21 protein-coding genes and 1 pseudogene are annotated in these 24,513 nt (G+C 74.6%); 14 read left to right on the top strand and 8 right to left on the bottom strand.

Going from position 1 to position 24,513, the window contains the following annotated elements; translation table 11 throughout:
• Positions 1-3: 3 nt before the first annotated feature.
• The gene (locus ACVMYR_RS09765) at positions 4-1,431 is read right to left on the bottom strand and encodes a UDP-glucose dehydrogenase family protein (protein WP_043961973.1); all 1,428 of its coding nucleotides are present in this window, start codon (positions 1,429-1,431) and stop codon (positions 4-6) included.
• Between the two features lie 269 nt (positions 1,432-1,700).
• On the opposite strand from ACVMYR_RS09765, the gene ACVMYR_RS09760 reads away from it, so the two are divergent.
• On the top strand, positions 1,701-2,864 hold the full coding sequence (locus tag ACVMYR_RS09760) for an acyl-CoA dehydrogenase family protein (protein WP_077936230.1): 1,164 nt from the start codon (positions 1,701-1,703) through the stop codon (positions 2,862-2,864).
• A 205-nt stretch (positions 2,865-3,069) separates the two neighbouring features.
• Here ACVMYR_RS09760 and ACVMYR_RS09755 read toward each other — a convergent pair whose 3' ends face one another.
• Positions 3,070-3,726 (bottom strand): hypothetical protein, encoded by a 657-nt coding sequence (locus ACVMYR_RS09755; protein WP_457121632.1) that lies wholly within the window; start codon positions 3,724-3,726, stop codon positions 3,070-3,072.
• 23 nt (positions 3,727-3,749) lie between these two features.
• Between ACVMYR_RS09755 and ACVMYR_RS09750 the strand changes: the two genes are divergently transcribed.
• Together ACVMYR_RS09750 and ACVMYR_RS09745 are read left to right on the top strand one after the other, a co-directional pair.
• Entirely contained in the window at positions 3,750-4,286 is a 537-nt protein-coding gene (locus ACVMYR_RS09750; RefSeq protein ID WP_043961976.1) for an acyl-CoA thioesterase, read from the top strand.
• Between the two features lie 242 nt (positions 4,287-4,528).
• Positions 4,529-6,517 (top strand): acetoacetate--CoA ligase, encoded by a 1,989-nt coding sequence (locus ACVMYR_RS09745; protein WP_457121631.1) that lies wholly within the window; start codon positions 4,529-4,531, stop codon positions 6,515-6,517.
• A gap of 9 nt (positions 6,518-6,526) precedes the next feature.
• Here the strand turns inward: ACVMYR_RS09745 and ACVMYR_RS09740 are convergent, their stop codons facing one another.
• On the bottom strand, positions 6,527-7,216 hold the full coding sequence (locus tag ACVMYR_RS09740) for a TIGR03089 family protein (RefSeq protein WP_353899361.1): 690 nt from the start codon (positions 7,214-7,216) through the stop codon (positions 6,527-6,529).
• Between the two features lie 152 nt (positions 7,217-7,368).
• On the opposite strand from ACVMYR_RS09740, the gene ACVMYR_RS09735 reads away from it, so the two are divergent.
• Both ACVMYR_RS09735 and ACVMYR_RS09730 read left to right on the top strand, forming a co-directional pair.
• The gene (locus tag ACVMYR_RS09735; RefSeq protein ID WP_077936234.1) at positions 7,369-8,514 is read left to right on the top strand and encodes a glycosyltransferase family 4 protein; all 1,146 of its coding nucleotides are present in this window, start codon (positions 7,369-7,371) and stop codon (positions 8,512-8,514) included.
• A 55-nt stretch (positions 8,515-8,569) separates the two neighbouring features.
• Entirely contained in the window at positions 8,570-9,661 is a 1,092-nt protein-coding gene (locus ACVMYR_RS09730; RefSeq protein ID WP_043963986.1) for a mannose-1-phosphate guanylyltransferase, read from the top strand.
• Between the two features lie 112 nt (positions 9,662-9,773).
• Here the strand turns inward: ACVMYR_RS09730 and ACVMYR_RS09725 are convergent.
• A pseudogene (locus ACVMYR_RS09725) lies at positions 9,774-10,374 on the bottom strand (NUDIX hydrolase).
• Positions 10,375-10,416: 42 nt separating this feature from the next.
• Here ACVMYR_RS09725 and ACVMYR_RS09720 point away from each other — a divergent pair.
• Both ACVMYR_RS09720 and ACVMYR_RS09715 read left to right on the top strand, forming a co-directional pair.
• A complete protein-coding gene (locus ACVMYR_RS09720) occupies positions 10,417-11,451 on the top strand; it encodes a hypothetical protein (RefSeq protein ID WP_457121630.1) in 1,035 nt (344 codons plus the stop codon).
• Positions 11,452-11,757: 306 nt separating this feature from the next.
• Entirely contained in the window at positions 11,758-12,762 is a 1,005-nt protein-coding gene (locus ACVMYR_RS09715; RefSeq protein ID WP_457121629.1) for a winged helix-turn-helix domain-containing protein, read from the top strand.
• 44 nt (positions 12,763-12,806) lie between these two features.
• On the opposite strand, the gene ACVMYR_RS09710 is transcribed toward ACVMYR_RS09715, so the two are convergent.
• On the bottom strand, positions 12,807-13,895 hold the full coding sequence (locus ACVMYR_RS09710; RefSeq protein ID WP_457121628.1) for a coenzyme F420-0:L-glutamate ligase: 1,089 nt from the start codon (positions 13,893-13,895) through the stop codon (positions 12,807-12,809).
• On the bottom strand, positions 13,892-14,845 hold the full coding sequence (cofD, locus tag ACVMYR_RS09705; RefSeq protein WP_457121627.1) for a 2-phospho-L-lactate transferase: 954 nt from the start codon (positions 14,843-14,845) through the stop codon (positions 13,892-13,894). Before cofD ends, ACVMYR_RS09710 begins: the two co-directional genes overlap by 4 nt.
• A 99-nt stretch (positions 14,846-14,944) precedes the next feature.
• Here cofD and ACVMYR_RS09700 point away from each other — a divergent pair, with 99 nt between their 5' ends.
• The 6 genes from ACVMYR_RS09700 to ACVMYR_RS09675 all read left to right on the top strand — a co-directional run bounded on the left by ACVMYR_RS09700 (position 14,945) and on the right by ACVMYR_RS09675 (position 21,948).
• Positions 14,945-15,928 (top strand): hypothetical protein, encoded by a 984-nt coding sequence (locus tag ACVMYR_RS09700; protein WP_457121626.1) that lies wholly within the window; start codon positions 14,945-14,947, stop codon positions 15,926-15,928.
• A 434-nt stretch (positions 15,929-16,362) separates the two neighbouring features.
• A complete protein-coding gene (locus ACVMYR_RS09695; RefSeq protein ID WP_457121625.1) occupies positions 16,363-18,927 on the top strand; it encodes a bifunctional FO biosynthesis protein CofGH in 2,565 nt (854 codons plus the stop codon).
• A gap of 155 nt (positions 18,928-19,082) precedes the next feature.
• On the top strand, positions 19,083-19,358 hold the full coding sequence (locus tag ACVMYR_RS09690) for a hypothetical protein (protein ID WP_043961986.1): 276 nt from the start codon (positions 19,083-19,085) through the stop codon (positions 19,356-19,358).
• A gap of 94 nt (positions 19,359-19,452) precedes the next feature.
• Entirely contained in the window at positions 19,453-20,847 is a 1,395-nt protein-coding gene (locus ACVMYR_RS09685; RefSeq protein WP_229403791.1) for a DUF4331 domain-containing protein, read from the top strand.
• Positions 20,848-20,865: 18 nt separating this feature from the next.
• Complete coding sequence (locus tag ACVMYR_RS09680) at positions 20,866-21,216, top strand: phospholipase (RefSeq protein WP_457121624.1); 351 nt, start codon at positions 20,866-20,868, stop codon at positions 21,214-21,216.
• 474 nt (positions 21,217-21,690) lie between these two features.
• The gene (locus ACVMYR_RS09675) at positions 21,691-21,948 is read left to right on the top strand and encodes a WhiB family transcriptional regulator (RefSeq protein WP_007074725.1); all 258 of its coding nucleotides are present in this window, start codon (positions 21,691-21,693) and stop codon (positions 21,946-21,948) included.
• A 127-nt stretch (positions 21,949-22,075) separates the two neighbouring features.
• Here ACVMYR_RS09675 and ACVMYR_RS09670 read toward each other — a convergent pair whose 3' ends face one another.
• A complete protein-coding gene (locus ACVMYR_RS09670; RefSeq protein ID WP_007455785.1) occupies positions 22,076-22,525 on the bottom strand; it encodes a metallopeptidase family protein in 450 nt (149 codons plus the stop codon).
• A gap of 175 nt (positions 22,526-22,700) precedes the next feature.
• Here ACVMYR_RS09670 and ACVMYR_RS09665 point away from each other — a divergent pair, with 175 nt between their 5' ends.
• A complete protein-coding gene (locus ACVMYR_RS09665; protein WP_074476608.1) occupies positions 22,701-23,081 on the top strand; it encodes a DUF3499 domain-containing protein in 381 nt (126 codons plus the stop codon).
• Between the two features lie 55 nt (positions 23,082-23,136).
• Here the strand turns inward: ACVMYR_RS09665 and ACVMYR_RS09660 are convergent, their stop codons facing one another.
• Positions 23,137-24,513 carry an NAD(P)/FAD-dependent oxidoreductase gene (locus ACVMYR_RS09660; RefSeq protein WP_457121623.1) on the bottom strand — a complete coding sequence of 459 codons (1,377 nt, stop codon included), beginning with the start codon at positions 24,511-24,513 and terminating at the stop codon, positions 23,137-23,139.

The raw sequence follows: 24,513 nt of genomic DNA, 5'->3' as shown, positions 1-24,513 counted from the left end.
GGGTCAGGGGCGGCCCATGCCCCGGTATTCCCAGCCGGCCTGGCTCCACAGTGTCGCGTCGAGGCAGTTGCGGCCGTCGACCACGCGGCGGCCGGCGACCAGCTCGCCGAGGGCGACCGGGTCGGCGTTGCGGAAGTCGGCCCACTCGGTGAGCACGCAGACCAGGTCCGCCCCGGTCACCGCGTCGGCCATCGTGGACTCGTACGTCAGCTCGGGGGCCACCCGGCGGGCGTTCTCCGCGCCCTGCGGGTCGAACACGTGCACGTCCGCCCCGGCCTTGCCGAGCAGCCCGGCGACGGCGAGCGCCGGTGCGTCGCGTACGTCGTCGGTGTTGGGTTTGAACGTGGCGCCGAGCACGGCGATCCGGGTGCCGGACAGGTCCGGGCCGGCGGGCCCGGCGCGGCGGCCGAGCAGCTCGGCGGCCAGCGCGATCACCCTGGTCCGGCGGCGCAGGTTGATCAGGTCGACCTCGTGCAGGAAGCGCAGCGCCTCGCCGGCCCCCAGCTCCTGGGCGCGGGCCTGGAACGCGCGGATGTCCTTGGGCAGGCAGGCGCCGCCGAACCCGAGGCCGGCCTGGAGGAAGCGGTTGCCGATGCGGGGGTCGTACCCGATGGCCTTGGCGAGCTGGGTGACGTCGCCGCCGGCGACCTCGCACACCTCGGCCATCGCGTTGATGAACGAGATCTTGGTGGCCAGGAAGGCGTTCGCGGCGACCTTGACCAGCTCGGCGGTGGCGAAGTCGGTGACCACCAGCGGGACCTCCCGGTCCTCGGTGGCGGCCAGGTCGAAGACGCCCTTGTGGGCGGCGTAGAGCATGCCGTTGGCCCAGTCGCTCTTGACGCCGACCACGATCCGGTTGGGGCGCAGCACGTCGTCGACGGCGAAGCCCTCCTGGAGGAACTCGGGGCTCCAGGCCACCTCGACGCCGAGGTCGGCCGGGGTGTGCTTGCCGACGAGCTGCTCCACCCACTCGGCGGTGCCCACCGGCACGGTGGACTTGCCGACGATCAGCGCCTTGCGCGTCAGGTGCTGGGCGAGGCCGGTGACGGACGCCTCGACGTACGACAGGTCGGCGCCCATCCCGTCGGCCCGCTGCGGGGTGCCCACGCAGATGAAGTGCACGTCGCCGAAGTCGGCCGTCTCGGCGATGTCGGTGCTGAACCGCAGCCGGCCGGCGGCCAGGTTGCGCCGCAGCAGCTCGTCGAGGCCGGGCTCGTGGATCGGCACCTCGCCCGCGTTCAGCTTGGCGATCTTGTCGGCGTCGACGTCGAAGCCGAGCACCTCGTAGCCCAGCTCGGCGTAACAGATGGCGTACGTCGCACCGAGGTACCCGGTGCCGAGGAAGGTGACCCGGGGCCGGGCCGCGCCCGACGGCGGCGTGACCGCGGCGATGGCCGGCATCGGTTGGGTGTTCGGGTACGGGATCGTCACGCCTGTCTTCTCCGCTCGCGCTGGCGGCGCTTGCTCGCGTCGCATTCGGCTGCGGCGCCTGGCCGGCACCGAAGGGGAATTGTGTCGTTTTCTGCTCGCCGTGCCGCGTCGACCTCCGCGCGCCGTGTCGCGTCGACGCCTCGGTCAGGCCCGAGCCTACGCGCCGGTAAGGATCAACTGAGCGCTGGTCGCTATCCTTCAGTCTGCGCGGTCGGCGGTTCCGAGACGCTACAGACTGGGCATGATAGCCGTGAAGGGGAGGGGCCGACATGGCCGCAGAGCAGTCGTTCGACGTCTACCGGTTGCCCGAGGAGCACGAGGCGGTCCGCGAGGCGGTGCGTGAGGTCTGTGCGGCGAAGGTGGCGCCGCACGCCGCCGAGGCGGACGAGACGGGCGAGTTCCCGAAGGCGTCCTACGACGCGCTGCGCTCGGCCGACTTCCACGCCCCGCACATCCCCGTGGAATACGGCGGCGCTGGCGCGGACGCCCTGGCCACGGCCATCGTGATCGAGGAGGTCGCCCGGGCCTGCGCCTCGTCCTCGCTGATCCCGGCGGTCAACAAGCTGGGCACCATGCCGCTGATCCTGGCCGGCTCCGACGAGCTCAAGCGCGCCTACCTGACCCCGGTGGCCGCCGGGGAGGCGATGTTCTCCTACTGCCTCTCCGAGCCGGAGGCCGGCAGCGACGCCGCGTCGATGACCACCAGGGCGGTCCGCGACGGCGACCACTGGGTGCTCAACGGCGTGAAGCGGTGGATCACCAACGCCGGAGTGTCGGATTTCTACACCGTCTTCGCCGTGACGGATCCCACAGCCCGATCGAAGGGCATTTCGGCGTTCGTGGTCGAGAAGTCCGACCAGGGCGTCAGCTTCGGCGCCCCCGAGAAGAAGCTCGGCATCAAGGGCTCGCCGACCCGCGAGGTCTACCTCGACAACGTCCGCATCCCCGCCGACCGCATGATCGGCGCGGAGGGCACCGGCTTCGCCACCGCCATGAAGACCCTGGACCACACCCGGGTCACCATCGCCGCGCAGGCCGTCGGCATCGCGCAGGGCGCGCTCGACTACGCCAAGGGGTACGTGCAGGAACGCAAGCAGTTCGGCAAGGCGGTCGCCGAGTTCCAGGGCGTCCAGTTCATGCTCGCCGACATGGGCATGAAGCTGGAGGCGGCCCGCCAGTTGACGTACGCCGCCGCCGGCAGGTCCGAGCGGGGCGACGCCGACCTGACCTACTTCGGCGCGGCGGCCAAGTGCTTCGCCTCCGACGCCGCCATGGAGATCACCACCGACGCCGTGCAACTGCTCGGTGGGTACGGCTACACCCGCGATTACCCGGTCGAGCGGATGATGCGGGACGCCAAGATCACCCAGATCTACGAGGGCACCAACCAGGTCCAGCGCATCGTGATGGCCCGCCAGCTGCTGCGCGGCTGACCCGTCGGCGGCGCCCCTGGGCTCGGGCCGGGCCCCTGGCCTCGGGCCGGCGGCGCGGGCGTCGGGGCCCGGGGGCGCCGGCATCCGGGCCGGCCCGACGTGCCGGGCACGGGGTGCCGGCCTCCGGTTCGTTCGACGTTGCCGGGCACGGGGTGCGGTGGCGGGGGGAGGCCCCGTCCGCGCCCCGTGCCCGACGGCGGTCTCGTCAGCGCAGCTCGGTGGTGGTGTCCTCCGGGCGGCGCGGCGGGGCAGACCAGGGGGACTCCCCGGCCGTGCGGCGGGGCAACGGCTCCGGCGGCGGCTGGTCCGGGTAGCCCAGGGTGAGCGGCGCGGTGTCCCGCTCCGCCGCGCTGCCGCCCGACGGCCAGTCGGTGAGCGTGAACGTGTTGGTGGCGGCGTCCTCCGGCCGCTGCGCCGGCACGGGACCGGCCGCCGGCCGGGGCCAGCGCCGCCACCGCTGCCGGCTGAACGTGGCCATCAGCAGCAGCGCGCCGACCAGGAAGAGCGTGCCGTTCTGCACGGGCAGGAACAGCGGCAGCGGGTCGCCCAGCGCCCTCCAGCCCTCGGGGACGCGGTCGCGCACCTCGAACGGCGCGACGAACATCCCGACGTACGGGGCGATCAGCAGCAGCCCGGCGACCAGCGGGCCGAGCGGCGAGACACGCAGGGTGCCGAGCAGGCCGAGCAGGACGCCGGCCACGGCCAGGTAGACGCCCGGCTCGATCAGGTTGGCCGTGTTGAACGTGCCGATCTCCACCCACCGGGTGATCGTGCGGGTCGACCCGTCCTGCCCGAGCGCGAGCAGCACCCAGGTGACGGGCGCCACCACCAGCCCGGCGAGGAAGCTCCAGAGATGTCGCATTGGCGCACCGTACCGTTTCCGGCATGACAGATCACCTCTCCACCGCGCCGCATCCCGCTGCGTCCCCGCAGGGCAAACCCACGTCGTACTCCCGCGTCACGCTCAGTCGCATCATGACCGCGGTCGATGTCAATCTGTACGGGACCGTGCACGGAGGGGTGTTGATGAAGTTCGTCGACGACGTGGCGGGCGCGGCGGCGGCCCGGCACAGCGGCGGCACGGCGGTGACGGCCGCGATCGACGAGATCGTGTTCTCCGAGGCCGTCCGGGTGGGCGACCTGGTGCACGCGCACGCCCAGGTGAACTGGACCGGGCAGACCTCGATGGAGGTGGGCGTGCGGGTGGTCGCCGAGCGCTGGGACTCGGCCGAGGACGAGCCGGTGCCGGTCGCCACGGCGTACCTGGTCTTCGTGGGGGTGGACGTGGGCGGCCTGCCCCGCCCGGTCCGGCCGGTGCTGCCGGAGACCCCGGAGGACGAGCGCCGCTACCGGGAGGCGGAGATCCGCCGGGCCCACCGCCTGGCCCGCCGCCGCGCCATCCAGGCCCACCGCGAGGGCTGACTGTCCCCCTCCCGGCCCGCCCCGTCCCCGCCTGGCGGCCGCTGTGAGAAGGGTGCCCTTCTCTACCGTATGCGTTAACAAGGGGCCCTTCCTTACACCCCACACAGCGCGGGCGGCGGGGGTGTGGGGCGGGCACGCCCCGGCGGTGGGTACCGGGGCGGACAATGTCCCTGCGACATAGGGCAAGATGGCATCACGGCCCACGTGACGGGGCGGTCCGGGGCCTGGAGGAGGGTGAAGCTGTGGGTGACGTGCTGTGGACACCGCCGGCGGACGTGCGCGAGCGGTCCCGGATCGGTGCCTACCTGCGTTGGCTGGCGGAGCACCGGGGGCTGGAGTTCGCCGACTACGCCGCGCTGTGGGAGTGGTCGGTCACCGACCTCGACGGGTTCTGGCGGTCCGTCTGGGACCACTTCGGCGTCGTCGCGCACACCGAGCCGACGGCCACGCTGGCCGACCCGGCGATGCCCGGCGCCCGCTGGTTCCCCGGGGCCACGCTCAACTACGCCGAGAACGTGCTGCGCATGCCGGGGCTCGGCGACGACGACCCGGTGGTGATCGCGCACGGGCAGACCCGCGCGCCGCAGACCCTGACGGCCGCCGGGCTGCGCGAGCAGGTCCGCCGGGTGGCGGCCGGGCTGCGTCGCCTCGGCGTCGGCCCCGGCGACCGGGTCGCCGCGTACGCGCCGAACATCCCCGAGACGTACGTGCTGCTGCTGGCCACCGCCAGCCTCGGCGCGATCTTCTCGTCCTGCGCGCCGGAGTTCGGCACCCGCAGCGTCACCGACCGGTGGCGGCAGATCGAGCCGAAGGTCCTCGTCGCCGTCGACGGCTACCGGTACGGCGACAAGCCCGTCGACCGGCGCGGCGAGGTGGCCGCCATCCGGGCCGCCCTGCCGTCGCTGGAGCACACCGTCGCCGTCGCGTACCTCGACCCGGACGGCCCGGCCCCCGACGGCGCGCTGCCGTGGGCGGAGCTGGCCGCGCCGACCGACGAGCCGCTGACCTTCGCCGGCGTGCCGTTCGACCACCCGCTGTACGTGCTCTATTCCTCCGGCACCACCGGGCTGCCCAAGCCGATCGTGCACGGCCACGGCGGGATCCTGCTGGAGCACGTGAAGATGCTCGCCCTGCACCACGACCTGGGCCCGGGCGACCGGTTCTTCTGGTTCACCACCACCGGCTGGATGATGTGGAACTTCCTGGTCTCCGCGCCGGCGGTCGGCGCGGCGATCGTGCTGTTCGACGGCAACCCGGGCCACCCCGACCTGGGCGGGCTGTGGCGGCTGGCCGCCGAGACCGGCACCACCTACTTCGGCACCTCCGCGCCGTTCCTGCTGGCCTGCCGCAAGGCCGGCCTCGTGCCGCGCGAGGTCGCCGACCTGTCCGCGCTGCGCGGCGTCGGCTCGACCGGCGCGCCGCTGCCCGCCGAGGGCTTCACCTGGGTCTACGAGGCCGTCGGCGACGACCTCCAGCTCCAGTCGCTCTCCGGCGGCACGGACGTGTGCACCGGCTTCGTCGGCGGCGTGCCGCTGCTGCCCGTCCACGCCGGGGAGATCACCTGCCGGGCGCTCGGCGCGCGGGTGGAGGCGCGCTCGGCCGACGGCACGCCGGTCCTCGGCGAGCTGGGCGAGCTGGTGATCACCGCACCGATGCCGAGCATGCCGGTCGGGTTCTGGAACGACACCGACGGGTCCCGCTACCGGGAGGCGTACTTCGAGCTCTACCCGGGCGTGTGGCGGCACGGCGACTGGATCACGATCAACGAGCGGGGCGGCTGCGTGATCACCGGCCGGTCCGACGCCACCCTCAACCGGGGCGGCGTGCGGCTCGGCACCGCCGAGTTCTACTCCGTCGTCGAGGGCCTCGACGAGGTCGTCGACTCGGTGGTGGTGCACCTGGAGGACGACGAGGGCGGCGCGGGGGAGCTGCTGCTGTTCGTGGTGCTCGCCGCCGGCCTCGAACTCGACGACGCGCTGCGGAAGAAGATCTGCCGCGAGCTGCGCACCGCCCTGTCGCCCCGGCACGTCCCCGACGAGATCCACCAGGTCCGGGCCGTCCCGCGCACCCTGAGCGCGAAGAAGCTGGAGGTGCCCGTGAAGAAGATCCTCACCGGCACGCCGGTGGACGACGCGGCGGCCAAGGGCGCCCTGGCCAACCCGGAGTCGCTGACGGCGTTCGCCGCGTTCGCCCAGCGCCGGCCCGCCCCGGAGGCACCGGCCCGCTCCTGACGCCCGTCGTCAGGCCAGGGTGCGGGTGACCCGTTCCGTCTCGGCGCGGGCGGGCAGCCTGGCCGGGTCCGCGTTGGCGCACAGCACCGTCGACGCGCCGGCCACCAGCGGGGCGAGCAGCCAGTCGACCGGGTCCGGGTGGGCGGTCACGTCCAGCAGGACCCGGTCGCCCCGGGTCAGCCCCAGCTCCGCCACCCGGGCCGCCGCGCGGCCCAGCAGCTCCGCGTCGGCCGGCCCACCGGCGGCGTACGGGGTGAAGTGGTCGCCGTGCGCGCGCACGGCGACCACGTAGTCGGCGAAGCCGGCGGGCACCTCGCGCAGCGGCAGGGCGAACGGGGCGAGCGCCAGCGCGTACCGCTCGGCGGCCGGCCAGGCGTCGGCCTCGCCGACCCGGTCGGCGGCGGCGAAGAGCACCTCCACCGGGCCCGGCGCGTCGGCCACCACCAGCCCGGCCGACCAGCAGCCCAGCAGCACGGCGGCGGTCTGCCAGTGCGGCGGGAGCAGCGCCCCGGCCGACTCGCCCGGGCCGGCGGCCACTTCGTCGGTCAACAGGTTGGCGGTCTTGGCCACCCAGTTCGCCAGCGTCGCGCCGGACAGTTCGGTGCGCTCGCCGGTGGCGTCGTCATACCAGGTCAGCAGGGGTTGCGCGGGGTCGGGTGCGATCGCTGCGGCGAACACCCGGGCAATGTTGTCGGCCATCGGCGCGAACGATACGCCGCCGGAGTCCGTATCCCACGACAGTGACAAGTCGGCGAACGGTCGGGTCGCAGTCAGCGACCGGGCCGGGCTCCGGCGTAGGCTTGCCCGGAGTGTTGTTCCCCACAGATTTCGCCACCGCAAGGAGTCGCCCCGTGACCGCCGGTCGTCCGCCCCGCGTACTCATCGACGCCACGAGTGTCCCCGCCGACCGGGGCGGCGTCGGTCGATACGTCGACGGCCTGCTCGGCGCCCTCGGGAAGGTGTGCGGCCAAGGGATCGACCTGGCCGTGGTCGGCCTGCGCACCGACCTGGAGCGCTACTCCCGGATGCTGCCCGGCGCGGAGATCGTCGCCGCCCCCGCCGCCGTGGCCCACCGCCCGGCCCGGCTCGCCTGGGAGCAGACCGGCCTGCCGCTGCTGGCCCAGCAGGTCGGCGCGCAGGTGCTGCACTCGCCCTTCTACACCTGCCCGTTGCGGGCGGGTTGTCCGGTCACGGTGACCGTGCACGACGCGACCTTCTTCACCGAGCCGGAGCACTACGACAAGTCCCGCCGCACGTTCTTCCGCAGCGCGATCAAGACGTCGCTGCGCCGGGCCGCCCGGGTGATCGTGCCCAGCAAGGCCACCCGCGACGAGCTGATCCGGCTGCTCGACGCCGACCCGACCCGCATCGACGTCGCCTACCACGGGGTCGACCACGCCGCCTTCCACGCGCCCGGCGAGGAGGAGAAGGCCCGGGTCCGGGCCCGGCTGGGGCTCGGCGACAGCAGCTACGTCGCGTTCCTCGGCGCGAAGGAGCCGCGCAAGAACGTCCCGAACCTGATCCGGGGCTGGGCGCGCGCGGTCGCCGACCGGCAGGACCCGCCCGCCCTGGTGGTCGCCGGCGGTCAGGGGCACGACGACGACATCGACCGGGCCGTCGCCGAGGTGCCGTCGCACCTGCGCCTGCTGCGCCCGGGCTACCTGCGCTACGCCGACCTGCCCGGCTTCCTCGGCGGCGCGCTGGTCGCCGCCTACCCGTCGTACGGCGAGGGATTCGGCCTGCCGATCCTGGAGGCGATGGCCTGCGCCGCCCCGGTGCTGACCACGCCGCGGCTGTCGCTGCCGGAGGTCGGCGGCGACGCGGTGGCGTACACGAGCGAGGCCCCGGAGCAGATCGCCACCGACCTGGCCGCCCTGCTCGACGACGAGCAGCGCCGGCTGTCGCTGGCCAAGGCCGGCTTCGACCGGGCGAAGGAGTTCACCTGGGAGTCCAGCGCCGAGGTGCACATCGCGGCGTGGACGCGGGCCCGCGCCTGAAGCCGCGCGGCGTGACGATGCGCCCGTAGCGTGCGGGTTCGGGCATGATGTGCTGATGCTCTACGCCGTCATCCCGGCGGGCGGCAGCGGCACAAGGTTGTGGCCGTTGTCCCGTGCGGGCCATCCCAAGTTCCTCCACCCGCTCACCGGCACCCCCGCGTCCCTGCTCCAGGCCACGGTGGACCGGCTGGCGCCGCTGACCACGCCGGAGCGCACCCTGGTGGTCACCGGAGCCGCGCACGTCGCGGCGGTGGCGCGGCAACTGGCCGGCCTGCCCGAGGAGAACATCCTCGTCGAGCCCTCGCCCCGCGACTCCTGCGCGGCCATCGCCCTCGCCGCGGCGGTGATCGCGCAGCGCGAGCCGGGCGCGGTGATGGGCTCCTTCGCCGCAGACCACCTGATCCGCGACGCCGACGTCTGGCGGGCCACGGTCGCCGAGGCGGTGACCGGCGCGGAGCAGGGGCTGCTGATGACGGTGGGCATCACCCCGACGCGCGCCGAGACCGGGTACGGCTACCTGCACACCGGCGACCCGACCGCCGACGGTCCACTGCGGCCGGTGCTGGAGTTCAAGGAGAAGCCGGCCGCCGAGGTCGCCGAGGCGTACCTCCGCTCCGGGCACCACCTGTGGAACGCCAGCATGTTCGTCTGGCGGGTCGACGTGTTCCTGGCGGAGCTGGCCCGCCAGCAGCCGGCGCTGCACGCCGGGATCACCGCGATCGCCGCCGCGTGGGGCACCCCCGAGCAGGACGACGTCCTCGGCACGGTCTGGCCGACCCTGCCGAAGATCTCCGTCGACTACGCGGTGATGGAGGGCGCGGCGACCGCCGGGCGGGTGGCCACCGTCCCCGGCGACTTCGGCTGGAACGACGTCGGCGACTTCCACACCCTCGGCGACGTCCTGCCCGCCGACGCGGCCGGCAACGTGGTCCTCGGCACCGACGCCAAGCCGGGCGTGCTGCTGCGCGACGCCAGCGGGCTGGTCGTGGTGCCGCACTCCGGCCGGCTGGTGGCCGCCCTCGGCGTGCACGACCTGATCGTCGTCGACACCCCCGACGCCGTGCTGGTCTGCCCCCGCGACCGCGCCCAGGACGTGAAGGCCCTGGTCGACGAGCTGAAGGACCGGGGCGAGGAGAACCTGGTCTGACCCCGCGCCGAGCGGGCGGCTGCCCAGGCGGCCCCGCCGCCCGCTGTCCGGCCGCCCGCTGTCCGGCCGGCTGCGTGGCCCGGCGGTCCGCTGCCGGCCGGCGTGGGCCGGGTCAGCCGCGGCGGCGGCGCAGGGCGGCCAGGGCCGGGGCGACGAGCTGGGCGGTCCCGCCGGCCAGCGGCTCCGGCAGCCGGTCCGGCGGGAACCAGCCGAGCGCTTCGGACTCGTCGCTGACCTGCTCCGTCGCGCCCGCCGGCGCGAAGACCGCGAACCGAACGTCGTAGTGCAGCGACCCGCCCTGGCAGGCGACCGAATGGACGTCCACGTCGATCGGGACCGGGTCGACGACCAGGCCGGCGATGCCCGACTCCTCGCCCGCCTCGCGCAGCGCCGGCCAGGGTCCGGTCGCCGGGCTCGCAGTGCCCGCCGAGCTGCACCCACTTGCGGAACTTGCCGTGCAGGCAGAGCAGCACCCGCCCGCCGGTCGGGTCGAGGACCAGCGCGCTGGCGGTGACGTGGCCCGCCCGGTGCTCCCGGGCCAGGGCCGCCGGCCCGGCGGCCAGCAACTCCAGGGTGCGGTCGCGGGCCGCGCCGGCCGCCGCCCCGGTCGGCGTCCACCCTTCGAGTACGCGCGTCGCGTCGCCGTGCAGCGCCGCGTAGCTGGGGACATGGCTGTTAAGCGGGGGCCCCTGCTCGACAGAATGCGTTAACAGGGGGCCCTTCCTTGCATCTGGCACGGGTGCCACCCTATGCGGGTGACCTTGCGACTTGTCGAGTTCGTCGTCGCCGGCAACGAGGCCAGCGATCTGCTGCCGGTGCGCTCGCCGGCCGTGCTCGCCGCCCACCGCGCCCGGCGCGGCTTCTGGACCGTCCTCGACGAGGGCCCGGTCGAGCAGTGCCTCGCCCTGCTGCTCGAACACGACGACGGCGAGTGGTCCGCCCACCACGTCGACGCCGACGCCGGCACCGAGAACGGCCGCACCGAGGACGGCGAGGCGCTGGCCCACCACGACGGCTGGGTGTACGTCTTCGGCTCCCACTTCGGCTCGAAGGCCGGCCCGCTGCGCCCCCGCCGCGCGTTCGTGGCCCGGTTCCGCGAGGACGACGCCGTCGGCGGCCGGCTGCCGGTGCGGGTGGTGCGCAACCGGTTCCGGCTGCACCGGGCGGTCAACGACGCGCTGGCCGCCGCCGAGCTGACCACGCTGCCGCCGGGGCAACGGGTGCGGGAACGGTTCATCGCCGAGACGGTGGCCCGGGGCACCGCCCGGGCGAAGGGCTGGGTGAGCCGGCTCGCCGAGGGCGACCTGCCGCTCAACGTCGAGGCGGCGGCGTTCACCCCGCACGGGACGGTGCTGCTCGGCCTGCGCTTCCCGGTGACCACCGACGGGGAGCCGATCCTGGTCGAGGTGGCCGGGGTGCCGGAGATGTTCGACGGCGGAAACTGGCCGCGGGCCCTCGGCGCGTACGCCCTGACCGGCGTGACCCCGCCGGGCGCGCTCACCGGCTTCCGCGCGCTCGTGCCGCTGTCCGACGGCGGCTACGCGGCGATCGTCGGCTCGATCGACGCGCTGGGCAAGGGCTCGGTGCTGCTCGACGACCACCCGCACGGCGGCGACGTCACCTCGCGGCACGTCCGGTTCCGGCTGGAGAAGGCGGCCGGGCATCTCGTGCCGGGCGAGCTGGTGGCGGACCTGGCGCCGTTCCACCACGTGGAGGGGCTGGCCGAGGCCGACGGCCGCTGCTGGTATGTCACGGACGAGGACCACCGGGTCGCGCTCTGGCTCGGCTGACCGGGCGCGCGGAAGCGGGCGGGCGAGCCTCGACTCGGCCGGGTTGGCGGACGGGGACACCTCTGCGGAGCAAGGGCCGCAGACCCTCGTGGTGCCGCCCGTCCGCCGGATCCTCCCCGGCCCCGGTGGCCGGGCCGGCGTCGGTGACGGACGGCCCGTGCGGGACAACCCAGAGCATGCCGAAGGTCGACCGGGGACGTCGAGGTTTTTCATCCCACGCTTAAAAGTGGAGATAACTGCCGCCCGGGTACAGTGCGAACGGTCGGCAGTGTCTCCCCCCTCTGCCCGCCGCACGGGAGCGATCCAATGCTGAAGATCTATTTCTCACCCGACGACATCCTCCGGACCCGGGTGGCCCCGGGCGCGGACCCGCTCTGGGAGCTGATCCTCAGCGTGCACGTGCTCCAGGTCCGCAGCCCGGACCCGCTGACCTCCGGCTGGCGTCGGGGCGTCTCCCGGGAGCTGCGGCGGCTGGTCGGCGCGGAGCCGATGCGGCTGCTGTTCGCGCTGAACCCGGGGCGCGGCTACTTCCCCGACTTCCTCACCCCGCACGAGGGGCTCCAGGGGCTGGCGGAAGGGCTGGAGGCCATCCGCAGCACGCCCGTGCGGCTGCTGCACCGGGACATGACCCGGATGGCCGGGGAACACCCGCTGCCCGCCTCGGCGGGGGCGCTGGCCCGGGGCGAGCCCGAAATGCTGCGCCACCTGACCGACTCGATGGAGCGGTACCGCGAGCTGGCGCTGAGCCCGTACTGGGCGCACGTCCAGGCCGCGATCGACTCGGACCGGATGCGGCGCGCCCGGGCCCTGCTCGACGGCGGCGTCGAAGGGCTGCTCGACAGCTTCCGCCCGCTCGCCCGCTGGGACTCGGGGGTGCTGGAGATCCACGGCTACCCGGAGAGCCGGGAGTTGCACCTGGACGGCCGGGGCCTGCTGCTGGTGCCGTCGTTCTTCTGCGCCGGCACCCCCGTGGCGCTGGCCGACCCGGACCTGCCGCCGGTGCTCGTCTACCCGGTGGACCGGCTGGGCGGGCTCGTCACGGCGGGGACCGGCGGCGGCGCGTCGGCCCGGGCCGGCACGGGGCGGGAGGCGCTCGCCGCGCTGCTCGGCCGCACCAGGGCGGCGGTGCTGGAGGCCACCGACGACGGCTGCACCACCGGCGAGGTGGCCCGCCGGCTGCGCATCTCCCCGGCGGCGGCGAGCCAGCACGCCACCGTACTGCGCAACGCCGGCCTGCTGGTCAGCCACCGGGACCGCAACACCGTCCTGCACACCCTCACCCCGCTGGGCCGCGCCATCCTCGACGCGTGACCCCTGCCGGGGCGACCCGCGGCCGGAGCGCCGGTCGGGCGGCCTCAGAGCGCCAGGCAGGCGGCGGCCGTGCTGCCCGGCGGGGGCGGCAGCAGGGTCGACGGGACGCCCTCGGCGGCCAGGGCGGTGCGCAGGCGTTGCAGGTCCGCGCCGAGTCGCACCAGGCCGGCCGGGTCGACCGGCGTCGGCGGCTCCCCGAGCACCAGGCCGGTGGCCTGCTGCGGCCAGCCGGGCACGGTGGCGGCCAGCGCGGCGCGTACCTCGTCGTCGGTGACGGGGGTGAAGACCGTGCCGGGGGCGACCACGCCGGCCACCGCGGCGATGGCCCGCGCCACCGCCGCCGGGTCGGCGGGGGCCGCGCCGGGCCCGTCGGGCAGGGTCGCGGCGGCGGCCAGCCCGGCGGCGCGCGCCTCCGCCGTGCCGAGCGAGAACAGGTCCAGCTCCGCGTCGCGGACCAGCGCCCGCGCGCCGAGGCCGTCGTCGGGCGCGGTCGCGGCGAGGTATCCGCGCACCACGGCCACGGGGACCTGGTCGCACTTGCCCTTGATCAGCTCGCCGGCGCCGGCCAGCTCGTCCACCACCGCCATCTGGGTGAGCTGAAGCTCGTTGCCGTACGGGTCGACCTCGCCCCGGTGGTCGCGGATCGCCGGCATCCCGGCCACCCCGAGCGCCACGTCGGTGAGGCCGTTGCGCCAGGGCCGGCCCATCGTGTCGGTGACGATCACCGCGACGTCCAGGTCGTAGCGCTCGCGCAGCGCCGCTCGCAGGGCCCGCGCCGAGGCGTCCGGGTCCTGCGGGAGCAGCACCAGCCGGGTCTTGTCGACGTTCGAGGCGTCGATGCCGGCCGACGCCATCACGAAGCCGTGGTGGGTCTGCACGATCCGGGTCGCGCCCCGGGTGGCCACGACCCGGGCCGTCTCGGCGGCCAGCACCTCGTCGCGGGCGGCCAGCCGCTCCGGCCCGTCGGCCGGCACGTCCACCAGCCGCCCCTCCGCCTTGGAGACGATCTTGCTGGTCACCACGAGCACGTCGCCGTCGCGCAGCCACGGCGCGGCAGTGGCGATCAACGCCGCCAGGTCGTCACCCTCGGTCACGTCGCCGATGCCCAGCACCGGCAGGATCTCCAGCCTCACGCCAGCTCCACCGCCGCCCGCACCATCGCCGCCGTCGCCGCCTCGTCGGTCATCAGCAGCGGGATCGCCCGGACCGGCACGCCCGGCACCATCGCGTCGGCGTCCTCGGGGGCGACCAGCCAGCCGTCCAGCAGCCCGCCGGAGGACCGGGCGCCGTACAGGCCCCCCACCCCGGCGGCGCTGCACTCGACGCCGAGCACGGCCAGGCAGCGGTCGGCCATCCCGCGCACCGCCGCGCCGCCGATGATCGGGGACACCCCGATCACCGGGGCCGGCCCGTCGGCGAGCGCCTCGCGCAGCCCCGGCACGGCCAGCACCGGCGCGACGCTCACCACCGGGTTGCTCGGCGCGACCAGCACCACGTCGGCGGCGGCGATCGCGTCGAGCACGCCGGGCGCGGGCTTCGCCGCCTCCGCGCCGACGAAGACGAACCGGTGGGTGGGGATGCCGGCGCGGTGCCGGATCCACCACTCCTGGAAGTGGATCGCCCGCTGGCCGCCGCCGTCAGGGTCGCTCACCACCACGTGCGTCTCCAGCCGGTCGTCGGTCGCCGGCAGCACGCGTACGCCGGGCTGCCAGCGCGTCGCCAGCGCCTCGGTGACCGCCGACAGGGGATACCCGCCGGTGAGCATGGTGGTGCGCACCAGGTGGGTGGCGACGTCCCGGTCGCCGAGCCCGAACCAGGTCGGCTCCGCGCCGTACGCGGCCAGCTCCGACTTCACCGCCCAGGTCTCGTCGGCCCGGCCCCAGCCCCGCTCGGCGTCGGCCCCGCCGCCGAGGGTGTACATGACGCTGTCCAGGTCGGGGCAGACTTTGAGCCCGTGCAGGTAGAGGTCGTCGCCGACGTTGACCACGGCGGTCACCTCGGCGCCCACCTCGCGGGCGTACGCCCGGACGCCGAGCAGGAATCGGGCACCCCCGATGCCGCCGGCCAGTACGACGATGCGCATGCCGCCCATCCTCCCGCACGCCCCGCGCCGGGGTCGCCGGTGCCCGGGGAGACTAGGCTCACGTCGGCAACTGTCCGTTACCGCCCCGAGGGGGAGTTCGTGACCAGCCCCGCCGAGCCCGCGTCCGGTGACGCGGCGCCCGCGTCCCACCCCGCCACCCCGGCCCGTCGGCTCACCGACCCGTTACGCGAGCTGATCGCGCTCGCGCTGCTCGGCGCGAACGCCGTGCTGCTGTTCGTCGGCCTGATCCGGCTGCTCGCCCCGGCCGACTACAGCACCTTCTACAGCCGGGCGGGCAGTGGCTTCTTCTCGTTCGCCGGCCTGGAGGCGGCCGTGCTGCCGGTGCTGGCCGTGCTGCTCGCCACGCACGTCGCCCCCGTGGCGCAGCGGGCGAAGCTGATCGTCCAGGTGGCGCTGGGCGAGTACGCCGTCGCCGCCCTTCTCGCCGCGCTGACCCTGCTGATCTGGACGGTCGACCGGCTGGCCAAGGCGGAGGTCCTCGACGCGTTCCTCGGCCTGCTGACCCGGGCCGCCTGGTTGGCGATCTTCGCGTCCGGCGCGTTCGTGGTCTTCCGGGTCTGGCGCGCCCTCTACTTCACCCCGAAGCCGAAGCCGGCCCCCGGCATGTACGGCCAGCCGCAGCCAGGCTGGCCGCAGCAGCCCGGTCAGCCGGGCCAGGGCGGCCCGCAGGGCTGGAGCCCGGGGCAGCAGGGCGGCTGGCCGTCCGCCGGGCAGCAGCCCGGTTACCCGGTCGCCGGGCAGCAGCCCGGTTACCCCTCCGCCGGTCAGCCGGGTGGATTCCCGGCCTCCGCACCGCCCGCCTCCGCGCCGCCTGCCTCCGCGCCGCCGTACCCGGCCCCGTCGCAGTCCGGCTCGCCGTTCACGCCGCCCCAGGCGGGCGCGCAGCCGGCCTCGCCGTTCCCCCCGCCGCAGCCCATGGCGCCCGCCGCGCCCCCGTTCGGGCAGCCGCCGTCGGCCGACCCGACCCAGGCGATCCCGCGCCAGCCCGGCGAGCCGGGCGCGTCCGGCGGCGAGCGGAACTCCGACGCCGACCGCACCCAGCGCTTCCCGCGCGAGGACTGAACCGCCCCCCGTCGGGTGGGCTCCCCGGCCGGTCGCGGCCGCCGGGGGAGCCCACCCGACGCGCTTTTCGGCATGCCGGTCACCGCTGCGTGGCAGAGCGTCACTTCCCGAGGTCGGAGCGCACCATCCCGGTCCGCCCCCCTTTGCTCTGCACCCGGATACGCAACGCACTACGCACCGCGCCGGGATCGCCGAACCCGCGCCATCCATGGCCTTGCATCTGCCCAGCCCGCCCCCGGTGTTGCGTCCGTGGGTGCAGAGCAAAGGGAGCGAGGGATGTCTGGCGGGGTCGGCCAGACGTGACGGACAGTCAGCCCGGGGAGCCGCCGTGGGTCGCCGCTCGCCCGTCACCGACCGTGTGCGGGGAGGCCGTCGCGGCAAAGGTGGCCTGGCCAGCGGATCAGGGCCGCAGGCAGGGCGCATAGGCTGGGCGGATGGTTGATCGCACCGAGCCCCGCCCCACCGCGGCCAGCATCGAGCGCGCCCTGCGCCGGGCCGCCTCCGGGCTCGCGCTGGACGTCGACGAGGCCGCCGCCCTGCTCGCCGCCCGGGGTGCCGCCCTCGACGAGCTGCTCCGCGTCGCCGGTGACATCCGCGACGCCGGCCTGCGCGACGCCGGCCGTCCCGGCGTCGTCACGTACTCGAAGAAGGTCTTCGTCCCGCTGACCCGGCTCTGCCGGGACCGCTGCCACTACTGCACCTTCGCCACCGTCCCGCACCGGCTGCCGGCCGCCTTCCTCGACCGGGACGAGGTGCTCGCCATCGCCCGGCAGGGCGCGGCGCAGGGCTGCAAGGAGGCGCTGTTCACCCTCGGCGACCGGCCCGAGGAGCGCTGGCCGGCCGCCCGGGAGTGGCTGGACGCGCGCGGCTACGACTCGACCCTCGACTACCTGCGCGCCTGCGCGGTGGCGGTGCTGGAGGAGACCGGCCTGCTGCCCCACCTCAACCCCGGGGTGCTCTCCTGGTCGGAGCTCCAGCGGCTCAAGCCCGTCGCGCCGAGCATGGGCATGATGCTGGAGACCACCGCTACGCGGCTGTGGTCGGAGCCGGGCGGCCCGCACTTCGGCTCGCCCGACAAGGAGCCGGCGGTGCGGCTGCGGGTGCTCGACGACGCCGGCCGGGTCGGGGTGCCGTTCACCACGGGCATCCTGATCGGCATCGGCGAGACCCCGGCCGAGCGGGTCGACGCGCTCTTCGCGATCCGCCGGGCCCAGCGCGCGTACGGCCACCTCCAGGAGGTGATCGTGCAGAACTTCCGCGCCAAGCCGGACACGGCGATGCGCGGCATGCCCGACGCCGAGCTGCACGACCTCGCCGCCACGGTGGCGGTGGCCCGGGTGCTGCTCGGCCCCGGTGCCCGGATCCAGGCCCCGCCGAACCTGATCGCCGGCGAGTACGCCCTGCTGCTGCGCGCCGGCATCGACGACTGGGGCGGCGTCTCGCCGGTGACCCCCGACCACGTCAACCCGGAGCGCCCCTGGCCGCAGCTCGACGAGCTGGCCCGGCGCACGGCGGAGGCCGGTTTCACGCTGCGCGAGCGGCTGACGATCTACCCCGAGTACGTCCGGGCCGGCGACCCGTGGCTGGACCCGCGCCTGCTGCCGCACGTGTCCGCGCTGGCCGACCCGGCGACCGGCCTCGCCGTCGAGTCGGCCCGCCCGCAGGGCCGGCCCTGGCAGGAGCCGGAGGAGGTGTTCGGCGGCGGGCGGACCGACCTGCACGCCACCATCGACACCACCGGCCGCACCGGCGACCGGCGTGGCGACTTCGACAACGTCTACGGCGACTGGTCGGAGGTGGCCGCGCAGGCCGAGGCGAGCCGGGCGGGAGCAGGGGCGGCAGCGGCGGCGGGAGCGGCAGCGGCAGCGACGGCCGGGGAGGGCGCCGGGGACGCCGAGCTGCGGGCCGGGCTGCGGCTGGCCGCCGACGACCCGGCGGCGCTGCTGACGCCGGCCCACGAGGCGAAGGCGCTCGCCCTGTTCGCCGCCGACGGGCCGGCGCTGGACGCGCTGTGCCGCATCGCCGACGACGTGCGCCGCGACACCGTCGGCGACGACGTCACCTACGTCGTCAACCGCAACATCAACTTCAGCAACGTCTGCTACGTCGGCTGCCGGTTCTGCGCGTTCGCCCAGCGGGAGCGCGACGCCGACGCGTACCGGCTCTCCGTCGACCAGGTGGCCGACCGGGCCGAGGAGGCGTGGGCCGCCGGCGCGACGGAGGTCTGCCTGCAGGGCGGCATCGACCCGAAGCTGCCGGTCACCGGCTACGCGGACCTGATCCGGGCGATCAAGACCCGGGTGCCGGGGATGCACGTGCACGCGTTCTCGCCGATGGAGATCGTCACGGCGGCGGCGAAGGCCGGCGTGCCGGTGAAGGAGTGGCTGACCGGGCTGCGCGAGGCCGGCCTCGACACCATCCCGGGCACCGCCGCCGAGATCCTCGACGACGAGGTGCGCTGGGTGCTCACCAAGGGCAAGCTGCCGGCCGCCGCCTGGGTCGAGGTGGTCTCGACGGCCCACGAGCTGGGCATCCGGTCCAGCTCCACCATGATGTACGGCCACGTCGACCACCCCGGGCAGTGGCTGGCCCACTTCCGGGTGCTGGCCGGGGTGCAGGACCGCACCGGCGGGTTCACCGAGTTCGTGGCGCTGCCGTTCGTGCACACCAACGCCCCGATCTACCTCGCCGGCATCGCCCGGCCCGGCCCCACGTGGCGGGAGAACCGGGCGGTGCACGCGATGGCCCGGCTGCTGCTGCACGGCCGGATCGACAACATCCAGTGCTCCTGGGTGAAGCTCGGCGACGCCGGGACGGCGGCGATGCTCAACGGCGGCTGCAACGACCTGGGCGGCACCCTGATGGAGGAGACGATCTCCCGGATGGCCGGCTCGGGCAACGGCTCGGCGCGCACCGAGGAGCAGTTGCGGGCCATCGCGGCGCTGGCCGGACGACCGGCGCGCAAGCGGACGACCGCGTACGGTCACCTTCGGCCGTAGCGTCGAACCTTTCCGGCGTGCGGGCCGTACCACTGCTTGCCGGCGGCGGCTGAGGCCAGAGCCGCGGTCGGCGGCCCCCTGCGGGCCCGGCGGTCGGCCGGCCCCGCCTTTCGTCACCGCGGGCGCGGACGCGCCGCGCGCCGGAAAGGTTGCCCATGTCCAGTGATCAGCGGAAGCGGCGTTGGCCGCGACTGACCCGCCGGCAGACGTTGACCGCCGCGGCGAGCGCCACCCTCGGGGCCGCCGCGCTCACCGTGCCCGGGTTGTCCGCGGCGCAGAACTCCCCGTCGTCCGGCGGGAAGAAGGACGAGCCCATCGTCGTGCACCTGCGGGGCGGCGACGCCATGGACGTCTTCGTCGGCACGTCCCGGATCGAGGTACGCGACCGCGGCCTGGCGGACCGGCTGCGGCGCGCCGCCGGCAAGCGCTGACGCCGGCCCGGTCCCGTTTCTCCGGCGCGGTCCCCGGCGCCGGCCCTCTCCACTCTTCCCCTGATCGCTTGCTGCCCAGTGAGGTTGGTCCGCCATGTCTTCCCACCGCGAGGCCCCGGAGATCGCGAAAGATCCGGTCGCCGACAGCTCCGACCTGTACGCGTTCGTCAGCCCCGACCGCCCCGACTCGGTCACGCTGATCGCCAACTACGTGCCGTTGCAGCTCCCCTCCGGCGGCCCGAACTTCTTCGAGTTCGGCGACGACGTGCGGTACGAGATCCATATCGACAACGACGGCGACGGCAAGCCGGACGTCACCTACCGGTTCGAATTCACCACCGAGATCACGAACCCGAACAGCTTTCTCTACAACACGGGGCCGATCGAGTCGCTGGACAGCAAGAACTGGAACCGCAAGCAGTTCTACTCGCTGACCCGCATCGCCGACGGCAAGGAGCACCGGCTGGCCAACAAGCTGGCCTGTCCGCCGTGCAACGTCGGCCCGCTGTCCACCCCGAACTACGCCGCCCTGGCCCGGCAGGCGACGTTCAGCCTGTCGACGGGGGAGAAGGTCTTCGCCGGGCAGCGCGCCGACGGGTTCTTCGTCGACCTGGGGGCGATCTTCGACCTGGGCACCCTGCGGCCGTTCCAGCAGTTGCACGTGGCCGGCAAGAAGCTGTTCAAGGCCGAGGGGGAGCCGGTCAACGCCACCGACCGGATGAACGTGCACACCCTCGCCGTGCAGGTGCCGCTGAACCGGGTGCGCCGCCGGGCCAACCGGTACGGCACGCACGACCGCGCCTCGGTCATCGGCGTGTGGACGTCGGCGTCGCGGCAGCAGGCGCGGATCCTCGGCAACGGCTCGGCGAAGGACACCGCGACCGGCCCGTTCGTGCAGGTGTCACGGCTCGGCAACCCGTTGTTCAACGAGGTCATCGTGCCGATGTCCAAGAAGGACGAGTGGAACACGCTGCCGCCCACGGAGGACAAGCGGTTCGCGAAGTTCGTCGAGCAGCCGGAGCTGGCCGCCCTGCTCCCGGTGCTCTACCCGGGCGTGTTCCCCAAGCTGGACGCGCTGAACAAGACGAAGAAGCCGCGCGCGGACCTGCTGGCGATCCTGCTCACCGGCATCCCGGCCGGGCTGATCCAGGGCTTCTCCAACAACACCGGCGACGTCCAGGCCGACATGCTGCGGCTGAACACGGCGATCAGGCCGAGCGCCAAGCCGGACCGGTTCGGGGTGCTCGGCGGCGACCTGGCGGGCTTCCCGAACGGGCGGCGGGTCGCCGACGACGTGGTCAGCATCGCGCTGCGGGCCATCGCCGGGGTCACCGTGCCGCTGGTCGACAAGGGATTCACCCCGGACGCGGCGGCCGGTGCGGTCACCCCGGGCCTGAGCGCCGCCGACGTGACGGCCCCGTTCCTGCGCAACTTCCCCTTCCTCGGCACGCCGTACGACGGGTTCAACAACCCGCCGGCGTCGTCCTGACCCGGACGGAGCGAACCGATGCACTCCCACCATCATCACCACGCGTACGGGCCGACGGAGACCGGCACCGTCGTCCTCGATCTGGGTGGCGACACGGGTGCCCTGATCATCTACACGGGCCGGGCACTGCACGGCCGGGAGATCGAGATCAGTCGGGTCGACGGGGTGGACGCGCCGCGCACCCACGTCGCGGTGCGTGAGCGCATCGTGCAGGACGGCACCTTCCACAGTGCCGTCTACCCGGATCTTGCCGCAGGGCTCTATACCGTCTGGTGGGATGAGGACACACCCGCCGGGACGGTCACCGTGACCGGGGGAGCGATCGCGGAGTTCACCTGGCCCACCAGCGCACCTTCGGTGGCGATCTGACCCACCGCTCAGTTCCGACCGCTGCGCCCCGTCCACCATGTGGACGGGGCGCTGTCGGCGTTGCGGGCGCGATGGGCAGTCGCGGCCAAGTCGCGTTAACCTGTGCCCCACCAAGATCAGCATCGCGTCGTAGCCCCGCCCCCCGGGGCCGCGCCGGCGGCTTCGCCGAGTCGGCCGGCGGGCCGCCGCGGCAAGAAAACTCGGGCAACTCGCCGGGGAGGGCGTTACTCGTCCGGGGTCTGAATCGATAGGGCAGGTTGCGAGGCCGGACGGCCGCAAGGGCCGTCCACGGCGTGTCGGGAGGGCGACTCCATTATCAAGTTCGGCTTGACGGCGCACGCATTACACGCGTGTAATTTGAATGGGGTTGTTCGCACGGAACGCAACAAATGGGGACCGGACGGACACGCACGCCTTTCGCGTGGGGGGTTGCAGCGGCGACGACGCCGGTGCGCGACAAGGAGGCATCTTTAGATGGACGGCCAGCTTGAGGTGGCCGACCTGCTCGGGAACGCGCCGGAGTGGCAGGAGCAGGCACTCTGCTCCCAGACCGACCCGGAGGCGTTCTTCCCCGAGAAGGGCGGCTCGACCCGCGAGGCGAAGCGGATCTGCTCGCGGTGCGAGGTCAAGACCGAATGCCTGGAATACGCTCTCGGCCACGACGAGCGGTTCGGGATCTGGGGTGGGCTCTCGGAACGGGAGCGGCGCAAGCTCAAGCGGCGGGCCGCCTGAGCGTTGCCGGGCCGGGGCGGTGGGGGCCGCCCGGCCCGGGCGTCCGGAGCGCGCGTCGGGGGGCGCGCGCCGGGGCGCAGCGGGGCTGCGGGGCGCGGCTGGGCGGGCGGGCCCGGGAGGCGGTCGGCTACGCCAGCTCGTCCGGGTCGACGCCCAGCAGGTTCGCCACCTGCTCGATGATCACATCGTGCACCAGGTCGGCCAGGTCCTCGCGGTCCATGGCCCGGAACTCCAGCGGCCGGCGGTAGAGCACGATCCGGGGCGGGACCTCCTGCCGGCCGGGACGCCCCGGCAACAGCCGGGCCAGCGGCACCTCGCCGTCCTCCAGCACGTCGGAGTCGTAGACGTTCAGGTCCGGCGGCACGTCCTCCACCGCGAACTCCACGCCGGCCAGTTCCTTGGCGAACCGCCGCTCCAGGGTCTCGACCGTGTCGAGCACCAGGTCGTCGAAGACCTCGGCCTTGGTCCGGGCCAGCGGCACGGTCGCCGGGACCAGCCGCCCGCGCAGGCCCCGCCCGTGGCGGTCACGGTGGGCGCGCCGGCCGGGGCCGGGGCGGCGGTGTTCCGGACTGGTCATGACGCACAGGGTAGCCCGCCGAGTCGCCCCGCCCGCGGCTGTGCGGCTGTCGCGGCGCGCCGACCCCGCCCGTCACCGCCCGACGCGTCGGATGTTGCGAATTGTGATCTCGATGACGGGCGTGTCGCAACGCGAACCGGTGCGCCGGACCCGGTAATGGAGATACCCTCCCGCCGTGAGGTCACCACGGCGCTGCTCAAGAAACGGCTGCCCCCGGCAAGCGGTCGCCACATTGACCTATGTCTACAACGAGTCGACGGCCGTGGTCGGGCCCCTCGCGGCCTTCGCCGAGCCGCACACGTACGACCTCTGTGAGCCCCACGCGCGCAGCCTGACGGCCCCCCGGGGCTGGAACGTGGTCCGCCATGAGGGCGAGTTCGAGCCCCCACCGCCCAGCGCCGACGACCTGGTCGCCCTCGCCGAGGCCGTCCGCGAGGCCGCCCGGCCCGCGCCGCCCCGCCCGCCGAGCGACGACCAGGGCGGCGGCCCGCAGCACCACCACAACCCGCAGACGGGCCGCCGTGGCCACCTGCGGGTGATCCCGCCGAACCACTGACCGCCGGTCCACCGTGCCCGCCGTCGGCGCGGCGCGGAGGCGCGCGCCGGGCCGCTCAGTGGCCGAGGAAACGCTGGAACACGGCGGCTCGCTTGGCCGGCCGTCCCGTGCGCAGCTCCGCCCGGTCGGCGGAGAGCATCACCCGCAGGCCCGCGTTGACGGCCAGCCAGCGCAGCGGCTCCGGCTCCCAGCGCGGCGAGCGGTGTCCCACCCACGGCAGGTCGGTCAGGTCGCTGTCCGCGCCGAGGATCAGATCGGCGAGGGTACGCCCGGCGAGGTTCGTCGTCGCGACCCCGTCGCCGACGTACCCGCCGGCCCAGGCGAGCCCGGTCGCCCGGTCCAGCCCCACCGACGCCGACCAGTCGCGGGCCACGCCGAGCGGGCCGCCCCAGGTGTGCGTCACGGGCACCTGCGGCCCGAGCGCCGGGAACAGCTCGCCCAGCGTCCGGCGCAGCGCGGCGAAGACTTGGGGCTCCCGGTCGAACTCGGGCCGCACCCGGGACCCGAAGTGGTACGGCGCGCCCCGCCCGCCGAAGGCCAGCCGGCCGTCGGCCGTGCGCTGCCCGTAGATGATCACGTGGCGGTGGTCGGAGAACGTCTCCCGCTCGGCCAGCCCGATCCGCGCCCACGTCTCCTCGGGCAGCGGCGCGGTGGCCACCATCAGCGAGTAGACCGGCGCGACGACCCGCCGCTGCCCGGGCAGCCCCGGCGTGTACCCCTCGGTCGCCCGCACCACCACCGGCGCGCGGACCGCCGCGGCCGGGGTCACGGCCGCCCCGGCCCGGATCGCGGTCACCGGCGTCCGCTCGTGGACGGTCACCCCCCGACGCTCGACCGCCCGGGCCAGCCCGCGCGCCAGCCGGGCCGGGTGCACCACGGCGCAGTGCGGGGTGTACGTCCCGCCGCGTACCCCGTCAGCAGCGCAGCGGGCGGCGGCCTCGGCCGCGTCGAGCAGCACCAGGTCGTCGGCGGTCAGGCCGTGCGCGTGGGCCTGCGCCACCTCCGCGCGGGCGCGGCCGAGCTGGGCCGCGCTGCGGGCCAGCGTCACCGTCCCGCCGAGGTGCCAGTCGCAGTCGATGCCCTCGGCGTCGGCCACCCGCCCCACCTCGCGGACGGTGGCTTGCATGGCCCGCTGCATCCGCAGCGCCGCGTCGCGGCCGTGCCGGCGGGCCAGCGCCGGCAGCGAGGTGGGGAACAGCGCCGAGCACCAGCCCCCGTTGCGCCCCGACGCGCCGTACCCGGCGATCTCGGCCTCCAGCACCGTGATCCGCAACGTGGGGTCGGCGAGCGCGAGGTAGTACGCCGTCCACAGCCCGGTGTAGCCGGCCCCGACGATCACGACGTCCGCGTCGGCGTCCCCGCCCAGCGGCGGGCGGGGCGTCAACGGTTCGTCCACGGTGGACAGCCAGTACGACAGCTCCTGGTAGCGCAT

It is taken from the genome of Micromonospora sp. PTRAS2 (assembly GCF_054052245.1).
This window is presented reverse-complemented; position numbering and strand designations above follow the sequence as displayed.

Bases quoted from the DNA above. Each gene is read 5' to 3' on its own strand.
- ACVMYR_RS09760 (WP_077936230.1), top strand. From the start codon at position 1,701: ATGGCCGCAGAGCAGTCGTTCGACGTCTACCGGTTGCCCGAGGAGCAC.
- ACVMYR_RS09755 (WP_457121632.1), bottom strand. From the start codon at position 3,726: ATGCGACATCTCTGGAGCTTCCTCGCCGGGCTGGTGGTGGCGCCCGTC.
- ACVMYR_RS09750 (WP_043961976.1), top strand. From the start codon at position 3,750: ATGACAGATCACCTCTCCACCGCGCCGCATCCCGCTGCGTCCCCGCAG.
- ACVMYR_RS09740 (WP_353899361.1), bottom strand. From the start codon at position 7,216: ATGGCCGACAACATTGCCCGGGTGTTCGCCGCAGCGATCGCACCCGAC.
- ACVMYR_RS09730 (WP_043963986.1), top strand. From the start codon at position 8,570: ATGCTCTACGCCGTCATCCCGGCGGGCGGCAGCGGCACAAGGTTGTGG.
- ACVMYR_RS09715 (WP_457121629.1), top strand. From the start codon at position 11,758: ATGCTGAAGATCTATTTCTCACCCGACGACATCCTCCGGACCCGGGTG.
- cofD (WP_457121627.1), bottom strand. From the start codon at position 14,845: ATGCGCATCGTCGTACTGGCCGGCGGCATCGGGGGTGCCCGATTCCTG.
- ACVMYR_RS09695 (WP_457121625.1), top strand. From the start codon at position 16,363: ATGGTTGATCGCACCGAGCCCCGCCCCACCGCGGCCAGCATCGAGCGC.
- ACVMYR_RS09690 (WP_043961986.1), top strand. From the start codon at position 19,083: ATGTCCAGTGATCAGCGGAAGCGGCGTTGGCCGCGACTGACCCGCCGG.
- ACVMYR_RS09685 (WP_229403791.1), top strand. From the start codon at position 19,453: ATGTCTTCCCACCGCGAGGCCCCGGAGATCGCGAAAGATCCGGTCGCC.
- ACVMYR_RS09680 (WP_457121624.1), top strand. From the start codon at position 20,866: ATGCACTCCCACCATCATCACCACGCGTACGGGCCGACGGAGACCGGC.
- ACVMYR_RS09675 (WP_007074725.1), top strand. From the start codon at position 21,691: ATGGACGGCCAGCTTGAGGTGGCCGACCTGCTCGGGAACGCGCCGGAG.
- ACVMYR_RS09670 (WP_007455785.1), bottom strand. From the start codon at position 22,525: ATGACCAGTCCGGAACACCGCCGCCCCGGCCCCGGCCGGCGCGCCCAC.
- ACVMYR_RS09660 (WP_457121623.1), bottom strand. From the start codon at position 24,513: ATGCGCTACCAGGAGCTGTCGTACTGGCTGTCCACCGTGGACGAACCG.